This window comes from Streptomyces spiralis (genome assembly GCF_014654675.1).
GTDB classification, from domain to species: Bacteria; Actinomycetota; Actinomycetes; order Streptomycetales; family Streptomycetaceae; genus Streptomyces; species Streptomyces spiralis.
Genome location: NZ_BNBC01000057.1, coordinates 30,201 through 48,211, shown reverse-complemented (window position 1 = coordinate 48,211; position 18,011 = coordinate 30,201). Strand labels below are relative to the sequence as shown.

Genomic DNA, 18,011 nt, shown 5'->3' with positions numbered 1-18,011 from the left:
CCCTCCCTGCTGTCCACCGTACGGCTCACCCCGCCGTCGGGACAGTGAGCGTGTCCTGCGGGAACAGCTCCATCCGGTGCGCCACGGCCGCCGCCTCGCCGCGCCCGGAGACGCCGAGCTTGCCGAGGATGTTCGAGACGTGGACGCTCGCCGTCTTGGGGGAGATGAACAGCTCCTCGGCTATCTGGCGGTTGGTGCGGCCCAGCGCGACCAGGCGCAGCACGTCACGTTCCCGGTTGGTGAGGCCGAGGGACTCGGCGGGGTCGGCCGGGGCGAGTCGCCGCTGCGGGGCGTGGGTCAGCGACAGGCGGGCGCGCTGGGCCAGCAGGGCCACGGAGTCGGCCAGCGGGCGGGCACGCAGGTGCTCGGCGACGGCGTGGGCCAGGCGGAGCAGCTCCGCGGCGCGCTCCCGCTCGTCCTCGCCGGAGTGCAGCAGGGACTCGGCCAGGCGGAAGCGGACCCGGGCGAGGTCGTAGGGGCGCTCCAGGGTCTCGAAGGCGGCGACGATCTCGGCCCAGTCGTCGGCGCGGCCATGGCCCTCGGCCCGCAGCAGCTCGGCGCGCACCCATCGTTCGTACGCCTGCCAGAGGGGCACGTTGGTGGCCAGTGACCGGCCGGCCCGCCGGATGCGGTCGAGGACGCCCTGGCGGCCGGGGTCGGCGGCGGGCACACCGACCGCGCGGACCTCCATGATGGCGGCGGTGAGCAGCAGGGGCCAGCCGTACCGCTGATGGCCGGGCGGGAAGCCGGCCTCCAGGACCTGGTCGAGTTCGGCGCGGGCGTCCAGCAGGCGGCCCTCGCCCGCGGCGACAGCGATCGCGATACGGGCCAGGGGCAGGGCGTGCTGCGGCGCGAAGTCGTGGACGCCGAAGTGCACACGCGCGTCGGCCAGTTGCGCCGCCGCCTCGGCCGGCTCACCGCGGGCGAGGGCGAGTTCGGCGCGGATCCGGGCATGGAAGGCGCGCGGCTTGGCGCTTCGGCCGACGCGCCGCGAGCGGGAGGCCGCGTCGGCAGCCTCCTCCCAGCGGCCCAGAGTGAACAGGGATTCGGCGAGGTTTCCCCAGACCCAGGCCTCCGTGTCGAGCAGACCGTGGCTGCGGGCGAAGGCGATGCCCTCCTCCAACAGGGGGACGGCCTCCCGAGCGCGGCCCACGGACTCCAGCGCGGACGGCAGGTTGACGTAGGAGCGCCCGGCGACCGCGGCTATGCCGTCGGCCACCGTGCGCCGTTTGACCTCGTGCATCTCGGCGAGTCCGCTCTCGACCTCGCCGGCCTCGACCATGAGGCCGCCGAGGGTCAGGCGTGCGGTCATCTCGATGTCGCAGGCGCCGACCATGCGCGCGTACTCCACGGCCCGCTCGGCGGCCGAGAAGGCCTCGGCGCCGCCCACGTGCACCATGGACCAGTTGGCGACATTGGCGAGCACCTCGGCGTGCACCTCGGAGGGCGGCAGGCCGCGCACCAGTTCCTGTGCGGTGGCGAGTTCGCGCCAGCCGTCGCCCTGGGCCTTTGCCTGGACGACCCGGGAGCGCTGGACCCAGAACCAGGCGGCGCGCAGGGGGTCGTGTTCGTCCTCCAACAGGCGCAGCGCCCGCTTGATGATCTTCATGGCACGATCCCGTTCCCCGCAGAGGCGGCCCGCTACGGCCGCCTCTGCCATCAGGTCGAGATAGCGCAGGGGCGTGTCCGCCGGGTCGCAGTCGCAAGGGTGGTAGGCCTCGATGTGCTCGCTGAGCCGGAGCCGCGTCCGTACGTCCTGTGGTGCGGAGTCCCACAACTCCATGGCCCGCTCCAGGAGGCGCAACTGTTCGCTGTAGGCGTGCCGGGCGCGGGCCGTGACGGATGCGTCCAGGACGGCGGGCAGGGCCTTGGCCGGGTCGTGGGCGTGGTACCAGTAGCTGGCCAGCCGCATGACGCGCTGGTCGGCGGGGACGAGCGTCGGATCGGCCTCCAGGGCTTCGGCGTAGCGGCGGTTGAGGCGGGAGCGTTCGCCGGGCAGCAGGTCGTCGCTGACGGCCTCGCGGACCAGGGAGTGCCGGAAGCGGTAGCCGTCGCCGGTGCGTGCGGCGACGAGGATGTTGACGTTGACGGCGGCCCGCAGCGCCTCGATGAGGTCGTCCTCGGCGAGCCGGGCCACGGCCGCCAGCAGTGGGTACTCGACGGTGGAGCCGCCCTCGGCGACGATCCGGACGACCCGCTGGGCGGTCTCGGGCAGTGCCTCGACGCGCACGAGGAGCAGATCACGCAGGGAGTCGCTGAGGGCGGCGCAGCCCTCGGCGGCGCAGCAGGCGAGCTCCTCGACGAAGAAGGCGTTGCCGTCGGAGCGTTCGAAGATGTCGTCGACCTGGGCGGGGGCCGGTTCGGCGGCGAGGATGCCGGCGATCTGGCGGCCGACCTCCTGGCGGGTGAAGCGGGCGAGTTCGATGCGGCGGACCGTGCGCAGCCGGTCGAGTTCGGCGAGCAGGGGGCGCAGCGGGTGACGGCGGTGGATGTCGTCGGAGCGGTAGCTGGCCAGGACGACCAGGCGGCCGGTGCGCAGGGTGCGGAAGAGGTAGGCCAGGAGGTGGCGGGTGGAGGCGTCGGCCCAGTGCAGGTCCTCCAGGGCGAGGACCACGGTGCGGTCGGCGGCGACCTGCTCCAACAGGCGGGCGGTGAGTTCGAAGAGGCGGGCCATGCCGTCCTCGTCGTGCCGGCCCGCGCCGCGCGTGACGGGCTGCTCGCCCAGCTCGGGCAGCAGCCGGGCGAGCTCCTCCTCCTGTCCGGCGGCCGCGGCGGCGAGTTCGTCGGGCATCTCCCGGCGCAGGGCGCGCAGGGCCGTGGAGAACGGGGCGAACGGCAGTCCGTCGGCGCCCATCTCCACGCAGCCGCCGACCGCGACCACGGCGCCCCGGCAGCCGACGGCGGCGGCGAACTCCTCGATCAGCCGCGTCTTGCCGACGCCGGCCTCACCGCCGATCAGCAGTGCCTGCGGCTCTCCCCCGGCCGCGCGGGAGAACGCGTCGTGCAGTGTGTCCAACTCGTTCGCGCGGCCTACGAACACCGGACTGACGGACCTGGCTTCCACACTCCTGAGCATCGCATGCGGGTCTGACAGCGCGGCACCGTTTTTCGGCTGGACGGTGCGGGCGGTGCCCGGCGGAAGGGCCGGGCCGACCGCCATGGAGCCGGTGGCTCCCCGCTGTCCCCTGTTCACGCGACCGGGGTGAACCAGTGCCGCCGCGGGCCGCTGCTATGCGCCTCCGCCTCGGGGGCGTCCTGGTCGGCGGATCGCCGGGCGGCGCGGCGGACGCGCAGCGCCTCGCGGACCAGGCGCGCCCGGTCGGCCTCGCGGCGCAGCTCGGCGGAACGCAGCTGGTGGAGTTCGTACCCGTACATGGTGGCTCCCTGGTGAGAGATGGTGTCCGAACACCGCTTCGGTGCTCGATGACCACCTTCGTCTCCCAGGGGGGCGGGCCGCATCGGGCGGGTTCCGCATCTTCGGCACTGCCCGGGGCCTTAGATACGCAGGAGGGGCCTCAGAAACCGCCGTAAGGCACCTACGGCGGTCCTAAGGCCCCTCTTCGGCCTGCGGTGACACCCGGTCGGGCTCGCGGTGGCGCTCAGGCGGACGGCAGGGCGAGCAGGACGTCGGTGTACTTCAGGACGGCCAGCAGCAGGCCGAGGACACCGAGCGCGACGCCCGCCCAGGCGACCGACTTGGTCCAGGGCGCCTGCGGCCTGCCCGGGGCACCGAACGCGGGCCGGGCGAGGACCACGACACCGACGATCAGGGCGAGGAGCGCGAACAGTCCGCCCCACAGCGCGGTGGTGTGCCAGGCGTCGCCGTAGACCTCCTTGATCTGCTGGGCGACGCTCGCGGAGGTGGAGGTCCGCAGCTGGCCGGTCAGCTGCTCGCGCGCGCCCGCGACGGTGCCGAGCCAGCTGCCGCTCAGCGAGACCAGGCCCAGCGCGGCGGAGACGACGGCACCGGCGCCCTGCCCGACGCCGGAGGGCCCCGCCTCCTTCACGTCCTCGGCCCCGGCCTCGGTGCCCGCCGCCTCCGCGCCGTCCGTGCTCTCGGCGCCGTCCGTGCTCTCCGCGGCGTCCGGGCCTTCCGCCCTTGCCTCGTCGTCCAGCGGCTCGGTGGCCTCGTCGGTCTCAGTGGCCTCGGTGGCCCCGGCCTCGTCTGCAGTCTTGGTTGCCATGGGGCGCACCGTACGGACGCTGTCTGAGAAGCGTCTTAATGATCGTCAACGATCGCCCCGTGCGGCACGCGCGCGTGCCGCACGCCACTCGGGAGCCAGCACCGACCAGATCTCGATGTCGTGCCGTACGCCCCGGTGGGCGCGGCTCTCGCGGAGCACTCCGTCCCGGGTCATGCCCAGGCGGCGGGCGACGTTGATGCTCGGCTGGTTGGCGGAGGCCGCCTGCCATTCCACGCGGTGCATGCCGCGCCCGTCGAACGCCCAGTCGAGCAGCACCCGCATCGCGCGCGTGACCAGCCCCCGGCCGGCCCCGGCGGGCTCCAGCCAGCAGCCGACCTCGCAGGTGCCCTGTTCCGCGTCGAACGTCCGGAACAGCACCCCGCCGACCAGCTTCCCGTCCAGCCAGATGCCGTGCAGGCTGCCGCTGTCGGCGGCGCGCTTCTCGGCGTACCGGGTGAGCAGGGCCCGCGCGGAGCCGACGTCCGTCTCCCGGGATCCGAAGGGGATGTACTGCCCGATGAAGTCCCGTCCCCGGTCGAGGTGCGCGAGGAACTCCTCGGCGTGCCAGGACTCCAGGGGCCGCAGTTCGGCTCCGTCGTCACCCAGAGGTATCGCGTACATCCTGCGGCCGCTCCTTCGCCAGTGCTTCCACGACGTCGGTGAGCTTCTCATGGGCGGCACGGCACTCGGGCGGCTCGATGCTGATCCGGGGCAGTACGCGGTCCAGCCGGCGCGGCAGCCACCAGTTGGCGCGGCCCAGCAGATGCATCAGGGCGGGCACCAGCAGGGTGCGCAGCACGAAGGCGTCGAGGGCGACGGCGGCGGCGAGCCCGATGCCGAACATGGCGATCACGCGGTCGCCGCCGAGCACGAAGGCGAGGAAGACCGAGATCATGATGACCGCGGCGGAGTTGATCACGCGGCTGGTCTCGGCGAGGCCGACGCGGACGGCACGGCGGTTGTCGCCGGTCTCCAGCCACTCCTCGTACATCCGGCTGACCAGGAAGACCTGGTAGTCCATGGAGAGGCCGAAGAGCACCGAGACCATGATCACGGGCAGGAAGGGCTCGATGGGCCCGGCCCGGCCGAGGCCGAGGAACTCGCTGCCCCACCCCCACTGGAAGATCGCGACGACGACGCCGAACGCGGCGGCGACGGCGGCGACGTTCATGGCGGCGGCCTTCAGGGGTATGCCGACGGACCGGAAGGCGAGCAGGAGCAGGACGCAGCCGAGGCTGACGACGACGCCGACGAACAGCGGCAGCCTGCCGACGATGACGCCGGCGAAGTCGTCGTATCCGGCGGTCACGCCGCCGACCTGCACATCGAGGGAGGTGCCGGTCTCCGCGCGGGGCAGCACCTCGGTGCGCAGCCGGTCGACGAGGTCGCTGGTGCGCTGGGACTGGGGCGCGGAGTCGGGGACCACGGTCAGGTAGGCGGTACTGCCGCCGGTGTCGTAGGTCACGGGCGTGACCGAGGCGACGCCCTCGGTGGAGCGCAGGGTGGTGCCGAGGCTGTCCAGCGCGAGTTTGTCCTCGCCCCCGTCGACGCGCGTCACGAGCGTGAGGGGTCCGTTGACGCCCGGGCCGAAGCCCTCGGCGACGAGGTCGTAGGCCTTGCGGGTGGTCGACGACGCCGGGTCGTTGCCCTGGTCGGAGGTGCCCAGGTGAAGGGTGAACGTGGGCAGGGCGAGCACCGTGATGACGACCAGCGCGAGGGTGCCCAGCAGCTTGGGGTGGCGTTCGACGAACGCGGACCAGCGGGCGGCGAAGCCGGTGGGCAGCTCGGGCTCGGGTCCGTGCTCGGCCAGTCTGCGGCGTTCGCGCCTGCTCAGGGCCCGCGGGCCGATGAAGGACAGCAGGGCCGGCAGCAGCGTCACCGAGGCGGCGACGGTGAGCACGACGGTCGAGGCGGCGGCGACCGCGACCCCGTTGAGGAAGCCGAGCCGCAGGATGAGCATGCCCAGCAGGGCGATGCAAACGGTGGCACCCGCGAAGACCACGGCGCGCCCGGTGGTGGCGACGGCTGTCGTGGCCGCCTCCGCTACGTCGAGTCCGCGTTTGAGGCCGCGTCGGTGCCGGGTGACGATGAACAGCGCGTAGTCGATGCCGACGCCGAGGCCGATCAGCATGCCCAGCATGGGCGCGAAGGTGGCCACCGTCATGGCGTGGCCGAGGAGCTCGATGGCGGCGTAGGCGGTGCCGACGCTCACCAGCGCGGTGGCGAGGGGCAGCAGGGACGCGGCGAGCGAGCCGAAGGCGAGCAGGAGCACCACGCCGGCCACGACCACCCCGGCGATCTCGGCGAGGTGCCCTCCGGAGGGCACGGTGGACCCGACGGCGCTGCCGCCGAGCTCCACCTCGAGCCCCTCGGTCTGGGCGGCCTTGGCGGTGGAGACGACGGCCTCTGTCTCGGACTTCGGGATGTCCTGGGCCGGGTGGGCGAAGGTGACCGTCGCGTACGCGGTGTGCCCGTCGCGGCTGATCTGACCCGCCCCCTGGCCCTTGTAGGGGCTCGTCACGGAGGCCACCCCGGGCAGGGACTCCAGCCGGTCCATGGTGCGGGTCATCGTCTGCTCGACGTCGGAGGCGCGGACGCTGCCGGGCGTGGTGTGCCAGACGACGGTGTCGCTGTCGCCGCCGAGGCCAGGGAAGCCCTCCTGCAGCAGCCGGGTGGCGCGGCCGGACTCGGTGCCGGGGACCTCGAAGTCGTTCGAGTAGGCCGGGCCGGTGACGGCGGCGGCGACGGTGACCCCGCCGAGGGCGAGGAGCCAGAGCAGAACGACGACGAGGCGGTGCCGGACACACCAGCGCGCGAGGGCTGCCACGAAACGTGCTCCCAGGTGATTTGTGGATCTTTGACCGGGAACAGTCGTTCATGAAGTGAACGGCCCGCAAAGAACGCATGAGCAATCTGATGACACTCTTGCAGGCGAATGTGATCGTTTAGCGCCTTCGTGGCGTTATTCACATGACTGGGACCGAATTCACAGGACAGTCAGGCGGGTTCTGTCACCTCAGTCCGACTGGTCGCCGAGTGCCATCACCATCACCCCGACGATCAGCAGCCACAGCGCCCGCCGGGTGTGGCCCCGTTGACCGAGGAGGGCCGCCCCCGCGCAGACGGCGGCGCCGACGGCGTAGGCGGCCGGGACGAGGGCCGGGGCCGAGTCGCGGAGTCGCAGCAGGCACGCGGCGATCCCGGCGAGCGTGAGCAGCGCTCCCGTGCCGGCCGCCGTCCAGCGGGCCCGGCGAGCGACCTCGGCGCCGTCCTGCGGGTCGTCTCCGTGGCCCTCGGTGTCGTCGGCACCCTCGGCGCCCCTGGCGTCCTCGCCCCCGTCCGGTACCGCGGCGGCCGAGACCTCGTCCACCGCGGATATCTCGGGGTGCGTTTCGGAATCGGCGCGTCCACTCATGGCGGGCGAGCGTAGCGCCTCGGCCCGGGAAACCGGATGCGGGGTCGGGGTCTGCCCTGCTATCCACGTCCCCCATGGTCGATCTCACGCACGCGCGCTACCCGCGCAGCAACACCTACGACGCCCGCTGGCTCATCGAGCACCAGATGGGGCCGCATCCGCTGTGGCTGCTGGAGTGGCTGGCACCGGCCCTGCGGCTCGACTCCCTGCCCGCCGGCGCGCGCGTGCTGGACCTGGGCTGCGGGCGCGCGCTGACCTCCGTCTTCCTGGCCCGGGAGTACGGCGTCCAGGTCGTCGCGGCCGACCTGTGGATCAAGCCCGACGACAACGCCCGCCGGATCGCCGAGACCGAAGTCGCCGACCGGGTGGTGCCGGTCCACGTCGAGGCGCACGACCTGCCGTTCGGCGACGAGTCGTTCGACGCGATCGTCTCCGTCGACGCCTACCAGTACTTCGGCGCCGACGACCTCTACCTGCCCTCCCTGACCCGGCTGCTGAAGCCCGGCGGGCGCATCGGGGTCGTGGTGCCGTCGGTACGGGAGGAGATCGACGGTGTCGAGCCGCCGGAGCACCTCAAGGCGCACTGGGACCCGGGATTCTGGGCGTTCCACTCCCCCGCCTGGTGGCACCGGAACTGGACGCGCACCGGCGCAGTGACGGTCGAGACCGCCGACTGGCTCGAGGACGGCTGGCGCGACTGGCTGCGGTGGAGCGAGATCTGCGCCGAGGAGAGCCCGAGCGAGTTCATGGCGGGGATGGCGCGGGACTCGGTGGAGCTGCTGAACGCCGACCGGGAGCGCCTGCTGGGGTTCGCCCGGGTGGTGGGGCGCCGCGACTGAGACGTACGGCTGAGACGTACGGCCCCGGAGGACATGTCCTCCGGGGCCGTACGGCCGTACACGTTGCGCAGCCCGGCTCAGCCCTCGCTGACGCCCAGCTTCTCCAGGATCAGCTCCTTGACGCGGGCGGCGTCGGCCTGGCCGCGGGTGGCCTTCATGACCGCGCCGACCAGGGCGCCGGCCGCGGCCACCTTGCCGCCGCGGATCTTGTCCGCGACACCCGGGTTGCCGGCGATGGCCTCGTCGACGGCGGCGGTCAGCGCGCCCTCGTCGGAGACGACCTTCAGGCCGCGCTTGTCGACGACCTCGTCCGGAGTGCCCTCGCCCGCGAGGACGCCCTCGATGACCTGGCGGGCCAGCTTGTCGTTCAGGTCGCCCTTGGCGACCAGCTCGGTGACCCGCGCGACCTGCGGCGGAGTGATCGCCAGCTCGTCCAGGGCCGTGCCGGCCTCGTTGGCGTGGCGCGCCAGCTCGCCCATCCACCACTTGCGGGCGGAGGCCGCGTCGGCACCGGCGTCGATGGTGGCGACGATCGGGTCCAGCGCACCGGCGTTGAGGATGGCCTGCATGTCGGTGGCCGAGATGCCCCAGTCCGCCAGCAGCCGGGTACGGCGGGCCAGCGGCAGCTCGGGCAGTGCCGCGCGGATCTCCTCGACCCACTCGCGCGAGGGGGCCACCGGCACCAGGTCGGGCTCGGGGAAGTACCGGTAGTCCTCGGCCTCCTCCTTGACCCGGCCGGAGGTCGTGGAGCCCGTGTCCTCGTGGAAGTGGCGGGTCTCCTGGACGATGGTGCCGCCGCCGGAGAGGACGGCCGCGTGCCGCTGGATCTCGAAGCGGACCGCGCGCTCCACGGACCGCAGCGAGTTGACGTTCTTCGTCTCCGAGCGGGTGCCGAACTTCTCCGAGCCGGTCGGCATCAGCGACAGGTTCACGTCGCAGCGCATCTGGCCCATCTCCATGCGGGCCTGGGAGACGCCGAGCGAACGGATCACCTCGCGCAGCTCACGGACGTAGGCCTTGGCCACCTCGGGAGCACGGTCGCCCGCGCCGACGATCGGCTTGGTGACGATCTCGATGAGCGGGATGCCCGCGCGGTTGTAGTCGAGGAGGGAGTGCTGCGCGCCGTGGATACGGCCGGTGGCGCCGCCGACGTGCGTCGACTTGCCGGTGTCCTCCTCCATGTGGGCGCGCTCGATCTCCACGCGGAAGACCTCGCCGTCCTCCAGCTGCACGTCGAGGTAGCCGTTGAAGGCGATCGGCTCGTCGTACTGGGAGGTCTGGAAGTTCTTCGGCATGTCCGGATAGAAGTAGTTCTTCCGGGCGAAGCGGCACCACTCGGCGATCTCGCAGTTCAGCGCGAGACCGATCTTGATCGCCGACTCGACGCCGGTCCTGTTCATGACCGGGAGCGCGCCGGGCAGGCCGAGGCAGGTGGGGCAGGTCTGGCTGTTCGGTTCGGCGCCGAGCGTGGTCGAACAGCCGCAGAACATCTTGGTCTTGGTGCCGAGTTCGACATGGACCTCGAGGCCCATGACGGGGTCGTACGACGCCAGCGCGTCCTCGTACGACACCAGGTCGGTCATGGTGGTCACGGTGAAACTTCCCTCTCAGCCCAGCAGGACGTCGTCGTCGCCCAGCCGCTTCAGCTCGCGGTAGAGGATGGCGAGGCCGGTGACGACGCCGGCGGCGGTCACCACGGCGTCGATCAGCCTCAGCGTGTCGCTCTCGGCGCGGGCCTTCTTGATCTGCTTGGCGACACCGATCGCGCCGAACGCGGTGGTGGCCATGGACAGGTACGTACCGGACTTGGACTTCTTGAAGCCCTTGGCCTTGGACAGTGCCTTGCTCACAGCGACGGAGCCTCCTCCAGCAGCGGGTGTCCCCACTTTTCCACGAAGGCGGCCTCGACGGCGGCGCCCACCCTGTAGAGACGGTCGTCCTTCATCACCGGGGCGATGATCTGCAGGCCCACCGGAAGGTTGTCCTCCGGGGCGAGACCGCACGGCAGGGACATGGCCGCGTTGCCCGCCAGGTTGGTGGGGATGGTGCAGAGGTCGGCCAGGTACATCGCCATCGGGTCGTCGGCGCGCTCGCCGATCGGGAAGGCGGTGGTCGGGGTGGTCGGGGAGACGATCACATCGACCTGCTCGAACGCCTTGTCGAAGTCCCGCTTGATGAGGGTGCGGACCTTCTGGGCGCTGCCGTAGTACGCGTCGTAGTAGCCGGAGCTGAGCGCGTACGTGCCGAGCATGATGCGGCGCTTGACCTCGGGGCCGAAGCCCGCCTCTCGGGTGAGGGAGGTGACCTCCTCCGCGGAGTGGGCGCCGTCGTCGCCGGTGCGCAGGCCGTAGCGCAGGCCGTCGAAGCGGGCCAGGTTGGAGGAGCACTCGGAGGGCGCGATCAGGTAGTACGCCGACAGCGCCAGGTCGAAGGACGGGCAGTCCAGCTCGACGATCTCGGCGCCCAGCTCCTTGAGCAGTTCGACGGACTCGTCGAACCGCTGGATGACGCCGGCCTGGTAGCCCTCGCCGCGGAACTGCTTGACCACGCCGACGCGCATGCCCTCGACGCTGCCGTTGCGGGCGGCCTCGACGACCGGCGGGACCGGCTCCTCGATGGAGGTGGAGTCCAGCGGGTCGTGCCCGGCGATCACCTCGTGCAGCAGCGCCGCGTCCAGGACCGTACGGGCGCAGGGGCCGCCCTGGTCCAGGGAGGAGGAGAACGCCACCATGCCGAAGCGGGAGACCGCGCCGTACGTCGGCTTCACGCCGACCGTGCCGGTGACGGAGGCCGGCTGGCGGATGGAGCCGCCGGTGTCGGTGCCGATGGCGAGGGGGGCCTGGAAGGAGGCGAGGGCCGCGCTCGACCCACCGCCGGAGCCGCCGGGGATCTTGGTGAGGTCCCAGGGGTTGCCGGTGGGGCCGAAGGCGCTGTTCTCGGTGGAGGACCCCATGGCGAACTCGTCCATGTTGGTCTTGCCGAGGATCACCACGTCGGCGGCCTTCAGCCGCTTGGTGAGGGTCGCGTCGTACGGCGGGATCCAGCCCTCGAGGATCTTCGAACCGACGGTCGTCGGGACGCCCTCGGTGGTGAAGATGTCCTTGAGCGCCAGCGGGACGCCGGCCAGCGGGCCGAGCTTCTCGCCCCGCGCCCGCTTCTCGTCGACGGCGCGGGCCTGGGCGAGGGCGCCCTCGCGGTCCACGTACAGGAAGGCGTGCACCTTCTCGTCGACGGCCTCGATCCGGGCCAGGTGGGCCTCGGTGACCTCGACGGCCGTGAGCTCACCGGAGGCGATCTTCTCGGCGGTCTCGGCGGCGGTGAGCCGGATGATGCTGTTGATGTCCGTCATGTCTGTCACTCCTCACCCAGGATCTGCGGCACCTTGAAACGCTGCTGCTCCTGGGCCGGGGCGCCGGACAGCGCCTGCTCGGGGGTGAGCGACGGACGGACCTCGTCCGCGCGCATGACGTTGGTCAGCGGCAGCGGGTGGGAGGTCGGCGGTACGTCTTGGTCGGCGACCTCACTGACGCGGGCCACCGCGCCGATGATGTCGTCCAGCTGTCCCGCGAAGTGGTCGAGCTCTTCGGGCTTCAGCTCCAGACGCGCCAGCCGGGCGAGGTGGGCGACCTCCTCGCGCGTGATGCCAGGCATGCAGCGTTCCTCTGGGGTGAGTGTGTGTGGTTTGGGCCCAATCCTATGGGGCGGGGACCCTTGGCCGTGAAACGGTTTCCTCGGGACCGCCTCAGTGGCGGCTCTCCCAGGCCGTGCTCTTCAGGAAGTGGTTGTCGTACAGGTCCTGGACCTCGAGGATGCTCTCCGGGGTCACCTCGCCGAGGCGGATGCGCTGGAGGTGGCGGAAGTACTCGAAGCGCTCGACGCCCGGTGTGATGACGATCAGCAGGTCGGCGGTGCTGCCGGGGGCGGCGGCGAAGGCGTGCGGGCGGTCCGGCGGGACGATGATCAGGTCGCCGCGCCCGGCGGTGACGACATCGTCCCCGGAGAGGACCTCGGCCTCGCCGTCGAGGAAGTAGAACATCTCGGCCGAGTTGTGGTGGACGTGCGGGTGCGCTCCGTCGGCGCCCTCCCCGAGCGTGACACGCACGGTGGACAGCGCGCCACCGCTGGCGCTGCTGTCGGCCAGCAGCTTGACGGCGACCGGATCACCGCCGACCACCTCGGCCTCCGCGTCCCGCACCAGCACGGTCTCGTCGAACTTGGGCACGAACAGCGACATGGTGTGTCCCCCTTGTGGTGTGGTCGGACCGCGAAGAGCAGTCCGGCGCTGATCAGTACAACGACGGCGGTGGCGAAGTGGATCCCGAAAGCCACGGCTTTCGTCCCGCCGTGGCGAAGGACTATCAGAGTGTCGGCGAGCGGGACGAGTGGCACGCAGACCATGAACCACGCCTCGGCACGGGCGCCCGCGAAGGCAAGGAGGGCAAGGCCGATCAGCCCGAAGGTGCCGTCCCTGAGCCCCTTGACCGACGGGCAGGCGGCGGCGTCGCCGCGCGGGCCGGCCGGGACGCCGTAGCCGGCCGCGGGTGCCCGCCACGGCCGGAGCGGCGCGCTGCTCGGGCGGCACTGGGCGCGCGCGGCACGGGAAGCGCCAGGTGCGCGCAGGACGCGAGCAGTACGAGGCACGGGCAGCACGAGGTGCGGGGCGCGCGGTGCTGGAAGCGGTAGCGCGAGGCGCGAGCAGCGTGAGGGGCAGGAGCAGCGTGAGGGGCGCGAGCAGCGCCAGGTGCGCGCGGCGCAGCGCTATGTGCGGCAGCCTGGGTGCGCAAAGCGCGGGCAGCGCACAGCGCGGGCGGGCCCGTCCTCAGATCCGGCCGGTGGGTGGGCGCTTCACTCGTCGGAGGCCGCCGCGGGCAGTGCGGCGCGCGGGCGCTGCCAGCCGCGCGAGCCGCGCGCCCGCAGCCATGCCGTGGTCTCCTCGGGCGGCATCGCCGCGGCGACCAGCCAGCCCTGTACGGCGTCGCAGCCCAGGTCCCGCAGTCGCTCCCAGGTCTCGTCGTCCTCGACGCCCTCCGCCACGACGAGCAGCCCCAGCGAATGCGCCAGGTCCACCGTGCAGCGCACGATCTCCCCGTCCTCGGCGTCCACCGCCAGCCGGGCCACGAACGAACGGTCGATCTTCAGCTCGCTCACCGGCAGCCTGCGCAGGTGCACCAGCGAGGAGTAGCCGGTGCCGAAGTCGTCCAGCGACATCTTCACGCCGTGCGCGGTCAGACCGGCCAGTGTGTCGGCGGCCCGCTGGGGGTCCTCCAGCAGCACGTGCTCGGTGATCTCCAGCTGCAGCGCTCCCGCGGGGACACCGTGCCGGGCCAGCCGGGCGGCGACCGAGCCGGCGAAGCCGGGGGTGTGCACGTCCCGGGGGGAGACGTTGACCGCGACGGGCACGAACAGTCCCTCGGAGCGCCACTTCGCGACCTGCCCGAGGGCGGTCTCCAGCACGTACTCCGTCAGATGGGGCATCAGCCCCGAGGACTCGGCGATCGCTATGAACTCGTCCGGAGGAACCCTGCCGCGCTCCGGGTGCACCCAGCGCACCAGCGCCTCCAGGCCGGCGACGTGGCCGTCGAAGCGGACCTTGGGCTGGTAGTGCAGCTGGACCTCGTGGGCGTCCAGGGCCCGGCGCAGATCGCCGAGCAGTCCGAGCCGGTCGGGGGTGTTGGAGTCCCGCTTGGACTCGTAGACCTCCACGCCCGTACGGTCCCGCTTGGCCTGGTACATCGCGACGTCCGCGCGGCGCAGCATCCCTTCGGCGTCCAGCGCGTGGTCCGGGAAGACGGCGACACCGGCGCTGGCCTCCAGGACGAGGGTGAGCCCGTCCAGGTCGAGCGGCGAGCTGAGGGTGGTGACCAGTGCCCGCGCGACGCGGGTCGCGGACGTCGTGGAGTCGGCCACGGGCAGTAACACGGCGAACTCGTCCCCGCCGAGCCGCGCGGCCTCCGCCCCCCGCGGCAGCGCCTGCCGCAGCCGATCGGCTATCTGCAGCAGCAGCCGGTCACCGGCGAGATGACCGAGCGTGTCATTGACCGAACGGAAGCGGTCGAGGTCGATCAGCATCAGGGCGGCCCGGGCGCCGATGCGTTCGGCGTCGTCGAGGGCGGTCCAGATGCGCTCCAGGAGCCACTGCCGGTTGGGCAGCCCTGTCAGCCGGTCGCGCAGCTGCTCCTCGGCCCGGGCGCGGGCTATCCACAGGGTGGCGTCCAGGGCGATGAGCGGGATGGAGAACAGCGGCAGCAGCACTGGTTCGGCGACGGCGACGACGCAGACCAGCGGGGCGATGCCGAGCAGGGCGACGGCGACCAGGCCCTGTCTGACCAGGGCGGTGCGGGCGACCGTGGGCAGTCCCTCGGCGGGCGGGGCGTGCAGGTACCACAGCAGGGCACGGGTGACCGCGAGGTAGACGGCGGCGGCCAGCACCACCTCGGGCACGGTGTACGCGGTCCAGGTGCCCGGGTCCCAGGGCTGCTCGACGGTCGGGACGCGGCCGAAGCCGTCAAGGACGAGGGCGGCCATGGCGATGCCGAGGATGTCCACCGCGCCGTTCAGCACGCCGGGCCGGAAGCGGTGGCGCCTGGCTATGCAGACCAGCACGACGACGGCCAGGCTCACCAGGCCGGCGGGCACCCAGCCGTAGAGCAGCAGCACGGCCAGGGTGAGGGCGGTGCCGGAGCCGGTGCCGCCCCACCAGCGGGAGCGGGCGAGCATCACCAGATGGCCGACGATGATCCCGGTGAGCACCGCCAGTGACCAGCCGGCCGTGCCGGACGGGAAGAGTGCGTGGCCGTCGGCGAACGCCCCGTAGAAGCCGGCACCGAGGACGAGCGCGGCCACCGCGACGACCACCGCGGGCAGGGCCGGCCGGAACCGGTGCCACACGGCGACCACGCCCGGCACGGAAGGCGGTTGCCCTCCCGGCAGCGCGGGCAGGCGGATCGCCGCCGCCGCATCCTGCCCGCCGGCGCGTGCGGTGTGGCCCACACGCCCCGGATGCTTCCGGACGCCCGAACGCTCCCCCGTCCGCCCCGTGCTCACGCGCCATGCGCCGGTCATCCGGCGCAGCCGTGAGTGCGGGGCGGCGCTCTCGGTCGGTTCCATTCCCGTCCCTCTCACAGCCGGCGGTGCCCGCGCCGCGCGGCCCGATGCCCGGCGCTCCCGGGCCGCACCGCGCTGGAAAACCCTTCCACGTACTCGTCGAGGAGCACGGGGATGCCCCGACCGCAGCTGGGCACGGCAGGCGCACACCTCAACAGTAGGCCGCAGAAGGCTTCCACGGGCAGCGGTCGCCGACGGTTGCCCGAATGCGCCCCGGCCACCCGTATGCATCTGGTATGCGCGAAACGCGTGGCCTTCAACCGCTACTCACCGGTCGGAAGGGCGACTTCGGCCGCCGCGTCCGGTCCCTGCTCCAACAGGACACCGAAACCGTCCTCGTTCAGAACGGGCACCTTCAGCTGCATCGCTTTGTCGTACTTCGACCCGGGGTTGTCGCCCACGACCACGAATGACGTCTTCTTCGACACCGAGCCGGTCACCTTGGCGCCCCGGCTCTGCAGCGCATCCTTCGCGCCGTCCCTCGTGAACTGCTCCAGGGTGCCGGTGACCACGACCGTCAGGCCCTCGAGCGGGCGCGGGCCTTCCTCCTCGCCGGTGCCCTGCTCCTCCAGCGGGACTCCGGCGGCCTTCCACTTGCGCACGATCTCGCGGTGCCAGTCCTCGGCGAACCACTCCTTGAGGGCGGCGGCAATGATCGGGCCGACCCCGTCGGTGCGCGCCAGTTCCTCCTCGCTCGCCTGCTCGATGCGGTCGACGGAGCGGAACTCGCGCGCCAGCGCCTGGGCCGCCACCGGTCCGACGTGGCGGATCGAAAGCCCGTTCAGGAACCGGGCCAGCGGGCGCTCCTTGGCCGCCTCGATGTTCCGCAGCAGCGCCAGGGTGTTCTTCTTCGGCTCGCCCTTCTGGTTGGCGAAGACCGTGACGACCTTCTCCTCGCCCGTCTTCGGGTCCCGCTTGGGCAGACCGCTGTCCGGGTCGAGGACGTAAGCCTTGATGGGCAGCAGCTTCTCCACCGTGAGGTCGAACAGGTCGCCCTCGTCGACCAGTGGCGGGTCGGCCGGCTCCAGCGGGCGGGTGAGCGCGGCGGCGGCCACCTCGCCGAAGTGCTCGATGTCCAGGCACTCCCGGCCCGCGAGGTAGGAGACCCGCTCCCGCAACTGGGCCGGGCAGGCACGGGCGTTGGGGCAGCGGAGGTCGATGTCGCCCTCCTTCATGGGCCGCAGCGGCGTACCGCACTCGGGGCACTCGGACGGCATCACGAACTCCCGTTCGCTGCCGTCGCGCAGGTCGACGACCGGGCCGAGGATCTCCGGGATGACGTCGCCGGCCTTGCGCAGCACCACGGTGTCGCCGATGAGCACGCCCTTGGCCTTGACGACGTCCTGGTTGTGCAGGGTGGCGAACTCCACCTCGGATCCGGCCACGGTGACCGGTTCGACCTGCGCGTACGGAGTGACGCGGCCGGTGCGTCCGACGCCGACCTTGATGTCGACCAGCTTGGTGTTGACCTCTTCCGGCGCGTACTTGTAGGCGATCGCCCAGCGCGGTGCGCGCGCGGTGGTGCCGAGCCGGCCCTGCAGGCGGATCTCGTCGAGCTTGACGACCACGCCGTCGATCTCGTGCTCCACCGAGTGCCGGTTCTCGCCGAAGTACGCGATGAACTCGCGGACCCCCGCGAGGTCGTCGACCACCTTGTTGTGCCGGGAGGTGGGCAGGCCCCACGTCTTCAGCAGGTCGTAGGCCTGGGAGAGCCGGGTCATCCCCTTGTAGCCCTCCAGGGCGCCGATGCCGTGGACGACCATGTGCAGGGGGCGGGTGGCGGTGACGCGCGGGTCCTTCTGGCGCAGCGAACCCGCCGCCGCGTTGCGCGGGTTGGCGAAGGGCTTGTCACCGGCCTCGACCAGACGGCGGTTGAGGTCCTCGAACTTCTCCATCGGGAAGTAGACCTCGCCGCGGATCTCCACGAGGTCCGGGACGCCGTCGCCCTTCAGCCGGTCCGGGATCTCCGCGATCGTCCGGACGTTGGGGGTGATGTCCTCACCGGTGCGGCCGTCGCCGCGGGTGGCCGCGCGCGTGAGGCGGCCGTGCTCGTAGGTGAGGTTGACGGCGAGGCCGTCGACCTTGAGCTCGCACAGGAAGTGGTACTCCTGCTCGCCCAGTTCCCTGGCGATGCGGTCGGTCCAGGCGGCGAGGTCGTCGTCGTTGAAGGTGTTGTCGAGCGAGAGCATCCGCTGGCGGTGCTCCACCGCCGTGAACTCCGTCGCGTACGACCCGGCGACCTTCTGGGTCGGCGAGTCGGGCGTGCGCAGCTCCGGGTGGCGCTCCTCCAGCTCCTCCAGGGAGCGCAGGAGCTGGTCGAACTCGGCGTCGCTGATGACGGGAGCGTCCTTGACGTAGTACCGGAAGCGGTGCTCCTCGACCTGGTCCGCGAGCCGCGCGTGCTGCTCCCGCGCCTCGGCGGGCACCGCTGTCTCCGCTTGCTGCTTGTCGCCGGCCACCGTGTTGTCC

The 18,011-nt window shown here is 72.1% G+C and carries 14 protein-coding genes and 1 pseudogene; 1 reads left to right on the top strand and 14 read right to left on the bottom strand.

What is annotated here, in order from left to right; all coding sequences use genetic code 11:
* Positions 1-25: 25 nt before the first annotated feature.
* From IE318_RS38015 to IE318_RS37990, 6 genes are all read right to left on the bottom strand, one after another.
* Positions 26-3,076: a helix-turn-helix transcriptional regulator gene (locus IE318_RS38015; protein ID WP_189907483.1), complete on the bottom strand. Its 3,051-nt coding sequence runs from the start codon at positions 3,074-3,076 to the stop codon at positions 26-28.
* 113 nt (positions 3,077-3,189) lie between these two features.
* Positions 3,190-3,375, bottom strand: a complete 186-nt coding sequence (locus tag IE318_RS38010) for a hypothetical protein (protein WP_189907477.1) — start codon at positions 3,373-3,375, stop codon at positions 3,190-3,192.
* Between the two features lie 224 nt (positions 3,376-3,599).
* Entirely contained in the window at positions 3,600-4,184 is a 585-nt protein-coding gene (locus IE318_RS38005; protein WP_189907476.1) for a hypothetical protein, read from the bottom strand.
* Between the two features lie 45 nt (positions 4,185-4,229).
* Positions 4,230-4,805 (bottom strand): GNAT family N-acetyltransferase, encoded by a 576-nt coding sequence (locus IE318_RS38000; RefSeq protein WP_189907475.1) that lies wholly within the window; start codon positions 4,803-4,805, stop codon positions 4,230-4,232.
* The gene (locus IE318_RS37995; protein WP_189907474.1) at positions 4,783-7,011 is read right to left on the bottom strand and encodes an MMPL family transporter; all 2,229 of its coding nucleotides are present in this window, start codon (positions 7,009-7,011) and stop codon (positions 4,783-4,785) included. The genes IE318_RS38000 and IE318_RS37995 overlap by 23 nt, the downstream gene beginning before the upstream one ends.
* Positions 7,012-7,200: 189 nt before the next feature.
* Positions 7,201-7,599: a hypothetical protein gene (locus IE318_RS37990; RefSeq protein ID WP_189907473.1), complete on the bottom strand. Its 399-nt coding sequence runs from the start codon at positions 7,597-7,599 to the stop codon at positions 7,201-7,203.
* A gap of 74 nt (positions 7,600-7,673) precedes the next feature.
* Between IE318_RS37990 and IE318_RS37985 the strand changes: the two genes are divergently transcribed.
* Positions 7,674-8,438 carry an SAM-dependent methyltransferase gene (locus IE318_RS37985; RefSeq protein WP_189907472.1) on the top strand — a complete coding sequence of 255 codons (765 nt, stop codon included), beginning with the start codon at positions 7,674-7,676 and terminating at the stop codon, positions 8,436-8,438.
* Between the two features lie 77 nt (positions 8,439-8,515).
* On the opposite strand, the gene gatB is transcribed toward IE318_RS37985, so the two are convergent.
* From gatB to ligA, 8 genes and pseudogenes are all read right to left on the bottom strand, one after another.
* Positions 8,516-10,030, bottom strand: a complete 1,515-nt coding sequence (gatB, locus tag IE318_RS37980; RefSeq protein ID WP_030179383.1) for an Asp-tRNA(Asn)/Glu-tRNA(Gln) amidotransferase subunit GatB — start codon at positions 10,028-10,030, stop codon at positions 8,516-8,518.
* A gap of 15 nt (positions 10,031-10,045) precedes the next feature.
* On the bottom strand, positions 10,046-10,288 hold the full coding sequence (locus tag IE318_RS37975; RefSeq protein WP_030179380.1) for a hypothetical protein: 243 nt from the start codon (positions 10,286-10,288) through the stop codon (positions 10,046-10,048).
* A complete protein-coding gene (gatA, locus tag IE318_RS37970; RefSeq protein WP_189907471.1) occupies positions 10,285-11,787 on the bottom strand; it encodes an Asp-tRNA(Asn)/Glu-tRNA(Gln) amidotransferase subunit GatA in 1,503 nt (500 codons plus the stop codon). Before gatA ends, IE318_RS37975 begins: the two co-directional genes overlap by 4 nt.
* A 5-nt stretch (positions 11,788-11,792) precedes the next feature.
* Positions 11,793-12,089, bottom strand: a complete 297-nt coding sequence (gatC, locus tag IE318_RS37965; RefSeq protein WP_006130840.1) for an Asp-tRNA(Asn)/Glu-tRNA(Gln) amidotransferase subunit GatC — start codon at positions 12,087-12,089, stop codon at positions 11,793-11,795.
* 91 nt (positions 12,090-12,180) lie between these two features.
* Positions 12,181-12,672 (bottom strand): cupin domain-containing protein, encoded by a 492-nt coding sequence (locus IE318_RS37960; protein WP_030179374.1) that lies wholly within the window; start codon positions 12,670-12,672, stop codon positions 12,181-12,183.
* 26 nt (positions 12,673-12,698) lie between these two features.
* Positions 12,699-12,977, bottom strand: a pseudogene (locus IE318_RS37955) (DUF4267 domain-containing protein); the annotation flags it as partial.
* A gap of 306 nt (positions 12,978-13,283) precedes the next feature.
* Positions 13,284-15,545, bottom strand: coding sequence for a putative bifunctional diguanylate cyclase/phosphodiesterase (locus tag IE318_RS37950; protein WP_189907470.1), 2,262 nt, complete (start codon positions 15,543-15,545; stop codon positions 13,284-13,286).
* Positions 15,546-15,805: 260 nt separating this feature from the next.
* A complete protein-coding gene (ligA, locus tag IE318_RS37945) occupies positions 15,806-18,001 on the bottom strand; it encodes an NAD-dependent DNA ligase LigA (RefSeq protein WP_030179370.1) in 2,196 nt (731 codons plus the stop codon).
* Positions 18,002-18,011 lie beyond the last annotated feature (10 nt).